Below are 15707 nucleotides of genomic sequence, written 5' to 3'. Positions count from 1 at the left end.
AACCACGCGGTGTGCCCTTACCTCATTACATTGTACATTCGATAGCTCACGCCAACCATGTGGTGTGCCATTACCCCATCGGGGTTATACTTTCGATAGCGCAGGGTTGGCAAGTGCAACGCAGCCTACCCTGGGTAATGGTGCGAGGGAGGAGGCTACCCCCTTGGGGGTTGTACTTTTTCTACCACATTGCTTTTTAATGTCCTCCCCACACAACACATCGGGGGCGGAAATGCATCGCGCACTCCCGCCCCCATTCTTAAAATAAAAAAGTGTGTGTTCGTTATGATTTCGGCGTCATCGTGGATGACACCATTTGTTTTAAAACAAGCTATTCTTTGGGTGTCACCGTGGCATCGCCCTGACCTTTGCCACCTGGCTTATCCTTACCACCGCCCGTTTTATCCTTGCCGTCGCCACCATCACCCGGCTTTGCTGCATCACCGCCCGGCTTTTTGCCATCGGGTGTTTTCCCGCCGTCACCGGGCTTCTTGTCACCTGGTTTCTTTCCATCACTCGGTTTATCGCCATCGCCCGGCTTCTTATCATCCGCTTTCTTCTTTTTCGGCAGCACCTCATCCTCATACCGCTTGATGAGCTGGTTCACAAAGTCGGCGAAGGGTTTCAGGGCTTCGGCACTACCCAACGTAGCCATGGCATTGGCCACCTTGCGCACCTGCTTGAAGGCTTCGTCGGATTGCTGACGTGCCTTGCGCAGCGCACCTGCTACCTGTTTCGACTGCTCCGTGGTGCGGCTGTAGAGCAGTTCGCTCACCTTTGCGTTGGCCGTTTTCAACGACGCCAATACCGTTTGCAAGCCCAATTTGGCCACCTCGGCGCTGTATTTTTGCTCGCAATCCTCCAACAGGTTTTGAATGGCACCCGTCTCGCGTTCCAACTGCATTGAGGGCTTGATGCCATAGTCCACCAAACTTTGCCAGAGCGTTTTGGCCGCCGTATGCAAGTCGGCCGTTGACACGCGCAAAAAGCTCTTCACCGAACGGTAGTAGGCCGAATACAACGTGTCGCGGTCGGCATCGGCCGCCAAAATCTCATCGGTCGAAGCACTTTTCTTCGACAACGCAAAGTAGCGGTTTTCCTCGTTAAAAGCCGCTTTCAACGCGTCGGCCGCCTTCTTAAAGTACTCGTTTTTCAACAACTCCGTCTCCGAGTCCAACCGTTTGCAAACGGACTCGATGAACACGAAATGCGCGCCGTTGCTCACGGCCACCAGATTTAAAAAATCAATTTCCATCTTGTTTAATTTAATTTTAATTGTGAGAAGACATCCCATCGTGGTAGAACTCCCCCTCTGGTTTTTATAATCTTATTTAATTCACTTTTTCTCGTCATCGCTTTTGAGAGATGTTTGCTAAGTTGTTAGCAGGCCTCAAATTTATTTTTTGACGTTTGCTAAGTCGTTAGCAAGTCTCAAATTATTTTTTTGACGTTTGCTAAGTCGTTAGCAAGTCCCAAATTATTTTTTTGCGTTTTGCTAAGTCGTTAGCAAGTCTCAAATTATTTTTTTGACGTTTGCTAAGTCGTTAGCAAGTCCCAAATTATTTTTTTGAAGTTTGCTAAGTCGTTAGCAAGTCGCAAATTTATTTTTTGACGTTTGCTGAAGTATTCACTGAGCATTTTTTTTATTTATTGCACTCATATGTCTTTTGGCATATTCTTATTTTTATATCCAATTCTTGAGTCGCTGCAAATCATTCAAATTGTCGTGCATAATAGGCAGAAAAAGAGTAGAGTTCGAAAGGCTCTGTCTGTACAGCTTTTATTTCTGAAGAATTAAAGGATATTATATTTGCAAAAGTTAGACTACCGAAATATATCCCTCCAACCCAATATTCACCATCTGGTGCGAAAGAATAAAGTCCTCCCGCAATCTTTTCATATAGCACTGGCAGGAAAAAGTAATCTGACGTATTTAAAAGAGGGGCACTACTAACACTTCCTACAACACCTGGCAATTCTATATAATAATCTCTCTTATCATCTGGATTATTTTTGGGGTATCCACTCTCCATCTGTTCTTTGGTTATTCCTTCATCGACCATGATTTTAGCTTTCTTTTTTAACCATATCCCGTTGATATGCCATAAATGGCCATCCATCACCCGAGTTATTGTTGCCCAGTGGGCATCTCCTTTAGCTGCATACCAACGTGCCTCGTTAAGATTGGGGATCGTGTTAAAAACAGGATTAGGAGTTGCACTTCCCCAATAACGATCGTCACCATACTGTGGTTCTACACCATCATATGTTCCATCGGCCTTTAAATGATTGTGATAAAGATCTTGCGCAGCCATAGGATAATAATATTTAAGTGGTGGTTGTATTTTCAAATCCTTATCAATCCATGCGGGAATATCGTTAATCTCGCCGGCCTTGCAATCCACGCCATTCACTTTCTTTTCGATATTGGTTTCAATGCCTGTCACCTTATCTTTGATGGTGTAGGTGATGGTAAAATTATAGGTGCCTGGGACGATGATGAAATAACAACCATTTTTCGTAATATCTTGTGTGGTGTTGGTGAGTGGAAAGTTGGCTACATCTGAATCTATATTTCCATACATTGCAGAGGGCACGCCTGTGGGTGGTGTTGAAGGTATGTAAACAGAACCATCGGCCGCAAAGTTACAGAAGGTCGCCGTAAGATAGTGGTCGCCCAGTAGTTTTACCTTTTTGAGAATGATGTTTTGTCCTAAAGCCGCATTCTCGCAGCGTGGCAGCAAACACAGGTAACTCACGCCGTGGGCGAGTTGAAAAACAAACTCGCCAGGCGCATCGGTCAGTTTTGCTTTTCCTATGCCTGCATCACCCCATGCACCTGCATCACTGAAATCGTTTGGACGGTTTTTTGGCTGCAGATGATCAATTCTTAGATATTCGGGATTACCGGCCAAGGGTGAGGAGGCTGGCTGGCTCATGTTGTAAATCACGCTGCAACCATCACTGTAGTCTGAAAGTTTTCCTGGTAGAATGAACATGGCGTGCTTTTTATCGGGCGTTGTTATGGCTGTGTAGATGCTCTTTTTCCAAACGCCCGCATTGTTTTTCACCCAAATATAGTCGTTATCGCTCCAAAAGGCATCGGCACCCATGCCTGGTGTGTGCGTGATGAAAGTACGTGTCTTGGCTGCGACGGTTCCATCTTCGTTTATCACTACGCGCGACTTTGCATTTGCTTTGGGTTCATTGATGGTGAAGCGAACCCCTTGCGGAATTTCTTGTTTATTTTCCTTATTATTGTTATCGGCAAGATTATCGCCTGCGCAAGCTGCAAACAAACTGACTGCAAGGCAGAGCAGGGCGGCGTTGAAATATGTTTTGAGTCTCATAGTTGTTACTCCTCCTTATTATTCGTTATCTTCGTTCGTTACTGAGGGCGTGGTTTCGTCTTCATCGTCCCATTCGTCCCATTCCATGTTGTTGCGCTTGGCATCGCCATAGGTTCCACCTTGGCCAATGTGCTTGTGCTGACCACTCACGGCCTGCAACAAATGCTCAACCTGCATTTTTACAATCTTGCTTTCGGGCTTTTGGTAAGTCCGCTTCGTTTGTTTCTTCATTTTTCCTATTGAAATTACTATTGATTGAGTTGTATTTTTTTCTTCATTCGTTGTTTCGTACGCTTAATTAGGTACACGAAAAAGCATCTGCAAAGAGCTTTGAAAGCTCCTTGCAGATGCTTGAAACGGCGGACCGACACCCGTGCCGGGCGCACCGCTATCGCCTTAGTACAGAGACTTAGACCGTTGTTAGAATGTGTGTGTGTGTGTTACACTTTTATTTGGTTCTGCCAAATAAAAGATGTTAAAACTTACACTGCTTGAAAAATTATTTTTCGTTTGCATACAAACACTTTCTGTTTAATTTGGCGGCAAAGTTATAAACTTTTGCGCAAAGTGACAAACCTTTGCACCCGATTTTTATTTTCCCTATTGTTTTTACATCCTCCGAGGCTGTTGATAGCTTACTTAAACTTCTCGGTTTGTTGCTGAATGAGTGCAGCATCGTTGAAATAATCAATCTGCATGGCACGTTTCACGGCCTCCATGGTTTGTGCTGCGGTTTCGCGTGCCGCATCACTTCCCTGTTTCAGCATGTTGAATATCTCGGGGATGTCTTGCTCGAAAGTGCGACGACGCATGCGCATCGGCTCTAACATGCGGTTGATGACGCTATTCAAAAGCTTCTTGCATTTCATGTCGCCGATGCCGCCTTGCGTGTAGGCCGCCTTGAGTTCGTCGAGGTTTTTAAACTCGGGCCAGAAGTCGGCAAAGTCTTGATCGGTGGCGAAGGCGTCCAAATAGGTGAACACTGCGTTGCCTTCTACATGACCGGGATCGCTCACATTGAGGTGCGTTGGATCGGTGTACATGCTCTTCACCTTAGTCCAAACGGTGTCGGCATCGTCGCTCAGATAAATGCAGTTGCCCAGACTTTTGCTCATTTTCTCTTTGCCGTCGGTGCCGGGGAGGCGTCGTGCCGTGGCATTTTCGGGCAGCATAATTTCGGGTTCGGCAAACACCTCGCCATAGGTTTGGTTGAATCGGCGCGCCAATTCGCGCGTCAACTCAATCATGGGTTCCTGGTCTTCGCCCACGGGAATGGTGGTGGCGTTGAAGGCAAGGATGTCGGCTGCCTGTGAAACGGGATAGCAGAAGAAGCCCAAAGGGATATTGGCTTCGAAGTTGCGCATTTTGATTTCGGTCTTCACCGTGGGGTTTCTTTGCACGCGCGACACAGTAACCAAGTTCATCAAATAGGTCGTTAGCTCGGCCAATTCGGGGATTTGGCTCTGAATATAGAGCGTGCACAGCTTTGGATCTAAGCCTGCAGCCAGATAATCCAAAGCCACTTCAACGATGTTTTGGCGTATCTTTTCGGGATTATCGGCATTGTCGGTGAGTGCCTGTACATCGGCCATGAAGACAAACATGCGGTCGAAATCGCCAGCATTTTGCAGTTGAACGCGTCGCCGCAAACTGCCCACATAATGGCCAAGATGCAGCTTTCCGGTGGGGCGGTCGCCCGTTAGTATAATCTTTCCCATGTTAGAACTCGGCTGATTTAGGTGTGCGTGGGAACGGAATGACATCGCGAATGTTCTGCATACCCGTGACAAAGAGTATCAAACGCTCGAAACCGAGCCCAAATCCAGCATGTGGGCACGAGCCATATTTGCGTGTGTCGAGATACCAGCTGTAGCTTTCGGGTGCCATACCACGCGCTTTGATTTCGGCCACCAGCTTCTCATAGCTCTCTTCGCGCACCGAACCGCCAATGATTTCGCCAATTCTTGGGAAGAGCACGTCGGTGCCTTGCATGGTTTTGCCATCGGCATTTCTCTTCATATAGAACGCTTTGATTTCAGAAGGATAGTCGGTCATGATGACAGGACGTTTGAAATGTTCTTCCACTAAATAGCGTTCGTGCTCGCTGCTCAAATCCATTCCCCATTCCGTTACGGGGAATTCGAACTTCTTTCCGTTCTTCACTGCCGCTTGAAGAATTTCAATTCCTTCGGTGTAGGTCAGGCGAACAAAGTCTTCTTTAATGACCGATTGCAACGTCTCCAACAAGTTTTTGTCAATCATCTTGTTGAGGAATTCCAAATCGTCTTTGCAGTGTTCCAATGCCCAGCGCACGCAGAATTTGATAAAATCTTCCTCTAAATCCATCAGCTCATCTTTGTCTAAGAAAGCCACTTCGGGTTCAATCATCCAAAATTCTGCCAAATGGCGTGGCGTATTGCTATTCTCTGCGCGGAACGTTGGGCCAAAGGTGTAGATGCCACCTAAGGCTGTTGCGCCCAATTCGCCCTCTAATTGACCCGACACAGTGAGGCTCGTTTTTTTGCCAAAGAAATCTTTTTCATAGGGCACCTCACCCGTTTTGCCTGTTCTGCTGAGGTCGAGTGTCGTCACTTGAAACATCTCTCCCGCACCTTCGGCATCGCTTGCCGTGATCAATGGCGTGTGGAAATAGTAGTAACCATGCTCGTGAAAATACTGATGAATGGCAATCGCCATGTTGTGACGAATGCGGAAAACGGCACCAAAGGTGTTGGTGCGCAGACGCAGATGCGCATATTTGCGCATGTATTCAAAGCTCTGTCCCTTCTTTTGCATGGGATAATCCGACGGGCAAAGACCATAGATTTCGATGGCTTTGCTTTGAATTTCAACGCTTTGACCAGCACCTTGGCTTTGCACCAATGTCCCTGTTACCCCGATACATGCACCTGTTGTGATGCTTTTCAAGGCTTCAGCATCCATCGAAGTGGGGTCAACCACAATCTGAATGTTGTTGATGGTCGACCCATCGTTGAGGGCAATAAAGTCGACAGCCTTACTGTTTCTGTGGGAGCGCACCCATCCTTTCACGAGTATATCGTGATTAAAGTCGACGCTTTTGAGGGCGTCGACTATTTTTGTTCTTTTCATTTTCAATTCTGAATATTACTCAAACATCCCACTCCGGAGGATTTCCACCTCTTGTTCGGTGAGGAAACGCCAGTCGCCGCGACGCAAATTCTTTTTCGTCAAGCCGGCAAACTGCACACGATCCAAGCGTGTTACGCGATAGCCTAAGTGTTCGAAAATGCGACGAACGATGCGGTTTTTGCCACTGTGGATTTCGATACCCACTTGCTTTTTGTCGCGCGGATCGGCATATTCGATAGCGTCAGCATGGATTTCTCCATCTTCCAATTCAATGCCACTGGCAATCTTTTGCAAATCTTCCTCTGCCAAAGCCTTGTCCAAGTGCACATGATACACTTTCTTTTTCAAGAACTTAGGATGCGTGAGTTTGCTGGCCAAATCGCCGTCGTTTGTGAGCAATAGCACACCCGTTGTGTTGCGATCTAAGCGTCCCACGGGATAGATGCGCTCCGGACAAGCATCTTTTACCAAGTCCATCACAATCTTTCGCTGTTGCGGGTCATCGCTGGTGGTCACGCAATCTTTTGGCTTGTTGAGCAGCACATAGACCTTCTTCTCCAAAGAAACAGGTTGATCGTGGAACTTTACCTCGTCTGAACGCAACACCTTTGTACCCAATTCGGTAACAACATTGCCGTTGACCGTCACCACACCTGCCTGAATAAATTCATCGGCTTCGCGGCGAGAACATACACCGGCATTTGCCAAGTATTTATTCAAACGAATGGGCTCGTTGGGATCAATGTGTGTCTCTTTATATTCAATGCGCTTCTTCAAGCTATATTTCGCGTTGGGATCGTACCCCGGACGGCTTTTCTTAAAGTTGCGGTTGGGGTTGAAATTCTGTTGCGGGCGGTTGTTGTAACCTCCGTAATTGTTGTTATAGTTACGGTTGTTGTAGCCACCTTGTTGTGGATAGCCGCCACCATTGTTGTTGAAGTTGCGGTTGTTTTGATAGCCACCCCGACCTTGATAGCCGCCTTGTTGTGGACGTCCGTAACCTTGTGGCTGCCGTGGTTGATAGCCACCTTGCTGCTCTTCGCCATTCGCATTGTAGCGAGGACGATAGCCTTGCTGCTGTGGACGTGCATAGTTGCCTTGCTGTCGGGGTTGATAACCGCCTTGCTGCTCGCCGCCATTGTTGTTGAAACGTGGGCGATAGCCACCTTGTTGGGGGCGATTGTTGCCTCCACGGCTGTTATATCCCCCTTGCTGACGGTTATAGCCGCCTTGATAAGGTTGGTAACTGCGTTGTGGCCGCTCGCTGTTTTGCAATGCACTGCCAAAACCTTCCGGGCGGAATCCGCCTTCATGTTCACTGTTTGCGCCTTCTGAACTATACGCCCGTTGTGAATGAATGCGTGGGCGCTGTGGCCGACCTGCACTGTGATAGTTGGGTGAATAACCTTCTGTTTGTCGTGAGTAACCCTCACGGGTGCCCTCATTCTGCTCGTTTGACAGATCTTGAGCCTTGTTTTCTAATTCTGAATCCATAATTTTTAATTCATGATTTGTAGCCTCGCGGCCGGGTTAGTACTTTATTGATAACTTTCTTTTTATTGATTAAATTTGTTTACATTCCAGTATAATTCAGCGGTGTGATGGCCATAAGTTCGGCTTTCACGGCAGCGCTCACGTTGAGTTGCGCGATAAACTGCTGAATGGTTTCTTGCGTCATTTGCTGATTGGTGCGGGTAAGCGCTTTCAAAGCCTCGTAGGGATGAGGGTAGTTTTCACGCCGAAGAATGGTTTGTATGGCCTCGGCCACCACTGCCCACGTGCTGTTTAAATCGGCCTTCAGCTTGTCTTCGTTGAGAATGAGCTTCTGCAATCCTTTCAAAGTACTTTGCATTGCAATGAGGCTGTGTGCCAAAGGCACCCCGATGTTGCGCAGCACGGTGCTGTCGGTGAGGTCGCGTTGCAAGCGGCTCACAGGCAGTTTTTGTGCCAAAAATTGCAAAAGCGCATTGGCCACTCCCAAGTTTCCCTCGCTATTCTCATAATCAATGGGGTTCACTTTGTGGGGCATAGCACTCGAGCCCACCTCGCCTGCTTTAATCTTCTGCTTGAAATAATCCATTGAAATATACAACCAAAAGTCGCGGTCAAGGTCGATAAGGATAGTGTTGATGCGGCGGATACCATCAAAAATGGCGCCCATGTGGTCGTAATTGCTAATCTGTGTGGTCCAAGTCTCGCGCTCCAAACCCAACTTTTGACGGACAAACTGCGCACCAAAGGCGGGCCAATCGATTTGCGGATAGGCCACATGGTGGGCATTGAAATTGCCTGTCGCGCCACCAAACTTCGCTGTAAACTTGCAGGCTTTCAATGCGGCCAGCTGCTCTTTCAGACGATAAACATACACCATAACCTCCTTGCCCAAGCGGGTGGGTGAGGCCGGTTGTCCATGTGTTTTGGCCAACATGGGCACCGCTTTCCATTCCTCGGCATAGGTTTCAAGCTGCCCAATGAGCGCTTCGACCTGCGGAAAATACACCTTTTCCAAGGCTTCTTTCAACGAAAGTGGCACACTGGTGTTGTTGATATCTTGTGAAGTCAGCCCGAAATGAATAAATTCCTTATAAGCCTCGAGCCCACCCATGCGGTCGAAAGCCTCCTTCAAGAAATATTCCACGGCTTTCACGTCGTGATTAGTGGTTTGCTCTATCGTTTTCACCCGCTGTGCATCGGCTTCAGAGAAGTGGCGATAGAGGTCGCGCAAGGTCTCAAACTGATTGCTGTCAACGCCCTTCAGTTGTGGAATACCCCATTCGCACAGGGCAATGAAATACTCTATTTCCACGCGCACCCGATAGCGTATCAATGCATATTCCGAAAAATAATCGGCAAGTTCTTGGCATTTGTTTCTATAACGTCCATCGATAGGCGAAATGGCAGTCAGTGAATCAAGATTCATCTTTTCTTTAATTGATGTTTAAAACCTTATTCGATACGAAAGATATCAACGCCGCAAAGATACTGTTTTTTCACAAAACTGCTTTCTTTTGGAGTGATAAAGTTTTTTAAATTCTAAGTAAATGTCTATAATGGGGTAGGCTTATTTATAAAAGGTGAGCATCCCCTGCCGTGATCATTGTTTTTATTCATTTTGTTCATCCCATGCGCTTGCGATTCTATTTGTGTAGTCTGCCAACAAAAGTGGGGCATATTGTTGCATAATTACGATGTTCTTGAGCAGCGATTACGACGATATTGTGGCGTAATCTGCACTGTTTTTCTTCGTGAAGGCGTGGCTTGCGTGATGGAATAGGGCGGAAGGAGCGCATAGCAGGGCTTATGCAGGGGAATGTTTTGCAGCTCCGTTGTACAATAATGGCGCATTTTCCCATCTTTTATACCCATTTTTTGTGTCCGAACGGTGTATTTTTAATGGTTGAGAGGGCAATATACCTAAAAGTAGGTATTGTGGAGCGACGATGAAAGCTGTAATTTTGCCCACGCTATCAAATAATCATGCGCAAAAGAAACGTTATCACCTTTCTCTTTCTTTTGGTCTGCCTCATTCGCTTATCGGCTGCCAACGACCCGCAACGCTTCACCCTTCAAGGCAAAGTGGTGGATGCCGGGCAAGGCGATGGATTGGGGTTTGTCACCCTTCGGCTGTATGCCGGTGAGCGTTTCTTGTCGGGTTTGCAAACCTCTGACCACGGCACGTTTCGGTTTTCCGACCTTGCTCCGCGCCGTTATCGCCTGCAAGTGTCGTCGGTAGGCTATGCCACGCTTGACACGTTGGTGACGCTCAGCAGCGATTTGCAGTGCACATTGCGTCTGCATGCCACAGCCATCAGCTTAGGTGAGGTTACGGTTACGGCCCAAGAGAAGAAAGGACTGACGAGCACATCGGTTATCGATCGCACGGCCATGCAGCATCTGCAACCCTCGTCGTTCAGCGATTTGTTGAGCCTTTTGCCCGGCGGAATGACCGCTACGCCCCACACCAACGTTGCCAATGTGGCGCGTTTGCGCGAGGTGGGTATCTCGAGTAGCGACTATGCCATCAGTAGTTTGGGCACAAAATTCATGGTGGATGGCGCTCCCATCGGCACCGATGCCAACATGCAACTGTTGGGACGGAACATGAATGCCGATGGAAATCGCTCGACAGTGGGCTATGGTGTCGACATGAGAATGCTAGCAACCGACAACATTGAGCAGGTGGAAGTGGTGCGAGGCATTCCTTCTGTGAAGTATGGTGACTTGACCAGCGGCCTCATTCGCATTGAACGCAAGCGTGTGGCAACGCCGCTTGAGGTGCGCATCAAGGCCGACGGCTATGGCAAACTGCTCTCAGCAGGAAAGGGATTTGCCTTGGGCAATAACTGGATTTTAAATGCCGACGGCGGTTTGTTCAACTCGAAAGCCGATCCGCGCAACCGCTTTGAAACCTACAACCGGCTGAATTTCTCGGTCCGACTGCACAAGTTTTGGCTCTTTGCGCAAGGTGGAAGGCTTAATTGGGATGTGGCTTCGGACTATGCGGGCAACATCGATCACGTGAAAACCGACCCCGAAGTGCAAGTGAACAAGGAAGATCGCTATCGCTCGTCCTACCATCGCGTGGGGCTAAGCACATCGTTACGCTACAGTCCGCACGAAGACTCGTGGCTTCAATCGCTGTTGCTGCGCTATTCGACGAGCGTTTCTTTCGACGAAATCGACCAGACAAAGTTTGTGAGTGTGGACCGTGATACGCCGGCACCACTGACTGAAGAGAACGGCGAATATGATGGCACCTATCTGCCTTCGACCTACGTGGCGCGCCATCAAGTGAAAGGAATGCCGTTTTATTCAAACTTACGGTTAGAAGGCAATGCGCAGAAGACGATGGGGGCATTGTCGCATGTGCTCACAATGGGCGTGGAATGGCAATACAACAAGAATTTTGGGCAGGGGCAGGTGTACGATTATCAGCGTCCCATCGATGGCACATCGTCGCGCCGTCCGCGTGCATTCAAGGATATTCCGGCTACGAATTTGTGGGCGTTCTACGCGCAAGACGAAGCCAAACTATCGATGGGAAAACATGTCATCACGGCCTTGTTGGGCGTGCGTGGCACTGCGATGGTGGGATTATCTTCGGCTTATGACTTGCACGGAAGGTTGTATGTCGACCCGCGATTGAACGTACAATGGGACCTCCCGGCCATGGGTAAGTTGCACCTTTATGCCTCAATGGGCGTGGGGCGCATGAGCAAAATGCCCACCATATTGGATTTAAATCCCGAGAAACGCTATATTGATTTGGTGCAACTGAACTATTGGAATGCCAACGACGCCTTGAAAAAGCTCCATATTCGCAGCTATACCATCGACACCAATAATTATCATTTACTGCCGGCACACAACACCAAATGGGAAGTTCGCGTGGGTGGTAGCTGTAAAGGGCATCGGTTTTATGCCACCTTTTTCCACGAAAGCATGAACGACGGCTTTCGCAGCACGCAGGAAATGATACCGATGCTCACCTATAAACAATATGATGCATCGGGCCTTCGGGGCAAGACACTCACGGCACCTCCGTCGCTCGCCGCGCTACCCTATCGCACTGATACGCTGCTGCGCACATATCAAGTGATGGGAAACGGTACAAAGATTATCAAGCAGGGCATTGAATTTCAATATTCCTCGCCTCGCCTCCCGGCACTTCATACGCGCCTCACTTTCAACGGAGCATGGTTTCACACCACCTATTCGGCGGGCGAACCCGAATATTATGCCGGTTCATCGCAGCAGATTAACGGCATCACCATCAACAATCGTTATTTGGGCATTTACGCGTGGAACAACGGTTATGTGAAAGATCGGTTCACCTCGAACCTCATTGCCGACACCTATCTCGATCGGTTGGGGCTTATTCTCTCGGCAACGGCCGAATGTTATTGGTTGGGAAAGACGCTCACACCCACACGTAATCCGCGTCCGATAGCCTATGTTGATGTAGCAGGCGTGGAACATCCCTATACCGATGCCGACGCGACCGATGTATATAAGCGCTGGTTGGTGCTGTCGAATGTGCGTCAAACCCAACTGGTGCAGCGCGAACGTGCCTATATGTGTTTGAACATGAAAGCCTCAAAACAGTTTGGCCGCTATGCAACGCTGTCGTTTTTTGCCGACCGATTGCTCGCCATTGCGCCCGACTACGAGGTGAATGGCTATATCGTGCGGCGCGTGTTCACCCCTTATTTTGGAATGGAATTAAATTTTAAATTATAAAAACAGAGATGAAGATGAAAAAGTTTTTTGGATTATGGCTGTTGGGTGTCCTTGTTTTGGCATCGTGCGGCGAGAAGTTTCACGAAACTCCACAAAGCGAAGTTTCAGTGGTCTACACCTTGGCAAAGGACATTCAAAATGCGAAAGCATCGAATGTGCGCGTGACATTTTTCAATGTTAACACGGGACGTTCGACTGTTGTGCAGAGCAATGAACTGTCGAAAGTGTGGTTGGAAGACGGTTTATACAACGTGATGTTAGAGGGTAATGTGGCCTACAAAATGAACGGAACCGATGTGAATGCACGTCTCAGAGCCGTGCAAAACAATGTGAATATTACGGGCGGAAAAGCCACGCTGAACCTTGTTGCCGAAGCTGTTTCGGTGAAAGATGGCTTTGTCTTTGCCGAGATTGCTGTGGCCGGAACACTCGATGCCAACAATAATCAATATAACAGCGATAAATATTTCCGCATCTACAACAACAGCGATGAAACGCTTTATGCCGATGGATTGGTGTTATTCGAGAGCAAGTTCCTCAATGACACGCCGCAGGATTACAAGCCCGATATGCGTGACTCTGCCCTTGCCATCAGTGTCGCCTACATGGTTCCGGGCAGTGGAAAAGACCATCCCGTGGAACCGGGAAAGAGCATTCTGCTGGTAGATTTAGGCTTAGACCATACCAAAACAAACCCCAACTCCTATGATTTGAGCAAGGCCGATTTCGAATGGTATGACAAAACAGAGGACGGTCTCGACACTGATACCGACGTGCCCAACTTGATTAAGCTCATCACCATGGATGGTAATCGGCAACTGGGCGTATGGGTGCCCCACACACGCGGTGTAAAGACCTATGCCATCGGTTATTTGGGCGATGTGCAACACGCTGTCAACGTAGCCGATTATGTGAAGAACTATGTTTATCATTATACCTATGACTTCAGGTTTAAGGACAAAACCTATCCCAAGAAAGGCGATGCTTATCTGCTGCCCAACAGTTGGATTGCCGACTGTGTGAACATGTGTCCGAAGGAAGCTCCAAAGAAATGGACTTGCTCGGCCTCGCGCTTGGATGCAGGTTTTGCTTATAATTCCGTGCAGGCTTTTGATAAAAACCGCTATGGCATGGCCATTCGCCGCAAGGTTGACAACCAAACCCACAAGTTGGTGGACACGAACAATTCGACCAACGACTTCGAAAGCATGGTGAAAGCCAATCCCTATTATCAATTCTTTAAATAGAAACAACAGGTTATTCGCTTTGTAAGGCGGGCGAATAACCTTTTCTCCTTGCAATGATGAAGCATTTTTCTCTGCTGTTGTTGGCATGCAGTTTGGGCTTGAGTCAGCAGGCCTGGGCGCAAACCAAGTTGCAAACACTGTTGTCATGGCACGACAATAAGGCTTTTGAAGTCTATCGAAACCCGGCGTTGGCCGTGGGACGATATGACAGTTCGCACGCCGAAGTGAAGGCATCGTTCATCAACAAGAATGCCGACCAAGCCCTTGTCGCACAGATGGGACGCGCCTTTACGGCCGGACGCTTCGATGCTTCGTCCTATCAATGGCTGGGTAAGCATGCGGTAGTGTGGGGAGATGCCGGCTATGACCGCCGTCGTACACGCGATATTCAGTGGAACGAGTCGGCCGATTTCATGCAGATTTACCCCTATGTCACAGCCGATACCCTCGGCGGCAAGATGGAACGTGAGGCCTATCGATTCCACATGGGCTATGCCCGCCAACAGAACCGCTGGTGTTATGGTGTTGAAGCGGCCTACGAGTCGGCATTGAGCTATCGCGACATCGACCCACGCCCACGCAACAACAGTCTGTTTGTCGACCTCAAAGTGGGCGCATCCCATTCGCTCGGCACACGTTACAACCTCGGCGCTTATGCCCTTTGGCAACGCTATTCACAAGAGCAATCCATCGCCTTTATGAATCTCCTGGGCGCCATCACACTCTATCAGATGCAAGGCCTCGGCATGCACTATTATCGATTTGCAGGTGCATTGAAAGAAGCCTATTTCACAGGCCACACCTTAGGTGCCGGCTTCACGCTGCAACCCCGTAATAATGGACTTTTGGCGCAGTTGGAAGTATCGCGACGTGTGTTGCAAAAGCAGATGTCCGACCTGCAAGATGCCCCCATCAACGATCTGACTGTTTGGACCATTTCGGGCGAGACAGCCTGGCGTGGACAGCAACACCACGTGTCACTCTCGGCCACCTATAGCAACCGTGAAGGTGCCGAACGCTTATATGACAACGGCCTCACGGGCTACAAACAGTTAGCCATTAACTATCCCTTTCTTGCCAAAACGCTGCACATGCAGTTGGAAGCCGCGCAGCAATGGCTGTCAGCGCGGTGGGAAATCAATGCCGTGCCTGCGGTTTCGTTGCTGGCTTTTCAAGAAACCTACGCCAATCCGCAGCGCGAAATGCAGTTTGCCAACCTCTCGTTCGGCTTGCAAGCACAGACCATCAGGTCGTTTCGTGCTGGCATTTTCACTGCACATATCGCGGTGCAGCGCACACAAAACATGCAAAAGCGATTGGTTTTAAACGACCGACACGCCTTCACCGAACCGCTTTCCATGCTAAACGACAACTACAATCAACTCACAGCGCACGCTTGGACCGGCGAAATCAGCGCGCGCTACGACCTCTTTCTTCGCACCCCCTCCATCAAAGCACTGTTCCTACAAGCAACACTCCGCCATCAAAACTGCACTACCCACCGTCACACAACCCTTGTTCAACTGACATTAGGTGTAACACTTTGAGCTTTCCTTTTTCAAAACATTTTTGCAGGTAAATTTGTTCCATTAGCTAAAAGTTTATACCTTTGCGCCCGATGGAGTTACACAACATGACATATTGCATTTCGATGTTGCAAAGAAAATCTTCTTTCTTTGCGTCTTTTTATGCATTTTATTTGGTCAATCCAAATAATTGTGTAACACACACACACACACACACACACACACACACACTA

The 15707-nt window shown here is 48.5% G+C and carries 11 protein-coding genes; 3 read left to right on the top strand and 8 right to left on the bottom strand.

Annotated features, from left to right (window positions below; genetic code table 11):
* Nucleotides 1-331: 331 nt before the first annotated feature.
* From HMPREF9431_RS11810 to HMPREF9431_RS13075, 8 genes are all read right to left on the bottom strand, one after another.
* A complete protein-coding gene (locus tag HMPREF9431_RS11810) occupies nt 332-1255 on the bottom strand; it encodes a DUF6261 family protein (protein WP_004381566.1) in 924 nt (307 codons plus the stop codon).
* Between the two features lie 457 nt (nt 1256-1712).
* Complete coding sequence (locus HMPREF9431_RS11805; RefSeq protein ID WP_004381564.1) at nt 1713-3350, bottom strand: hypothetical protein; 1638 nt, start codon at nt 3348-3350, stop codon at nt 1713-1715.
* 18 nt (nt 3351-3368) lie between these two features.
* Complete coding sequence (locus HMPREF9431_RS11800; protein WP_004381563.1) at nt 3369-3581, bottom strand: hypothetical protein; 213 nt, start codon at nt 3579-3581, stop codon at nt 3369-3371.
* A gap of 404 nt (nt 3582-3985) precedes the next feature.
* A complete protein-coding gene (gene trpS, locus HMPREF9431_RS11795) occupies nt 3986-5068 on the bottom strand; it encodes a tryptophan--tRNA ligase (RefSeq protein WP_004381562.1) in 1083 nt (360 codons plus the stop codon).
* A 1-nt stretch (nt 5069) separates the two neighbouring features.
* Nucleotides 5070-6461 carry an asparagine--tRNA ligase gene (asnS, locus tag HMPREF9431_RS11790; protein ID WP_004381561.1) on the bottom strand — a complete coding sequence of 464 codons (1392 nt, stop codon included), beginning with the start codon at nt 6459-6461 and terminating at the stop codon, nt 5070-5072.
* A gap of 15 nt (nt 6462-6476) precedes the next feature.
* Nucleotides 6477-7955 (bottom strand): pseudouridine synthase, encoded by a 1479-nt coding sequence (locus HMPREF9431_RS11785; RefSeq protein ID WP_004381560.1) that lies wholly within the window; start codon nt 7953-7955, stop codon nt 6477-6479.
* Nucleotides 7956-8034: 79 nt separating this feature from the next.
* Nucleotides 8035-9381, bottom strand: coding sequence for an adenylosuccinate lyase (purB, locus tag HMPREF9431_RS11780; protein WP_004381559.1), 1347 nt, complete (start codon nt 9379-9381; stop codon nt 8035-8037).
* A 263-nt stretch (nt 9382-9644) separates the two neighbouring features.
* Entirely contained in the window at nt 9645-9827 is a 183-nt protein-coding gene (locus tag HMPREF9431_RS13075; RefSeq protein ID WP_155813036.1) for a hypothetical protein, read from the bottom strand.
* Between the two features lie 111 nt (nt 9828-9938).
* Here HMPREF9431_RS13075 and HMPREF9431_RS11775 point away from each other — a divergent pair, with 111 nt between their 5' ends.
* From HMPREF9431_RS11775 to HMPREF9431_RS11765, 3 genes are read left to right on the top strand one after another with little or no spacing between them, the layout of a single operon-like run.
* Nucleotides 9939-12701, top strand: coding sequence for a TonB-dependent receptor (locus tag HMPREF9431_RS11775; RefSeq protein ID WP_004381557.1), 2763 nt, complete (start codon nt 9939-9941; stop codon nt 12699-12701).
* Nucleotides 12702-12715: 14 nt separating this feature from the next.
* On the top strand, nt 12716-13948 hold the full coding sequence (locus HMPREF9431_RS11770; RefSeq protein WP_004381556.1) for a DUF4876 domain-containing protein: 1233 nt from the start codon (nt 12716-12718) through the stop codon (nt 13946-13948).
* A gap of 53 nt (nt 13949-14001) precedes the next feature.
* Nucleotides 14002-15495 carry a DUF6850 family outer membrane beta-barrel protein gene (locus HMPREF9431_RS11765; protein WP_004381555.1) on the top strand — a complete coding sequence of 498 codons (1494 nt, stop codon included), beginning with the start codon at nt 14002-14004 and terminating at the stop codon, nt 15493-15495.
* The last annotated feature ends 212 nt before the right edge of the window (nt 15496-15707 follow it).

The sequence above is a fragment of the Segatella oulorum F0390 genome (genome assembly GCF_000224615.1).
GTDB lineage: Bacteria > Bacteroidota > Bacteroidia > Bacteroidales > Bacteroidaceae > Prevotella > Prevotella oulorum.
Note: the sequence above shows the minus strand (reverse complement) of the source record. Positions and strands in the feature narration are given on the sequence as shown.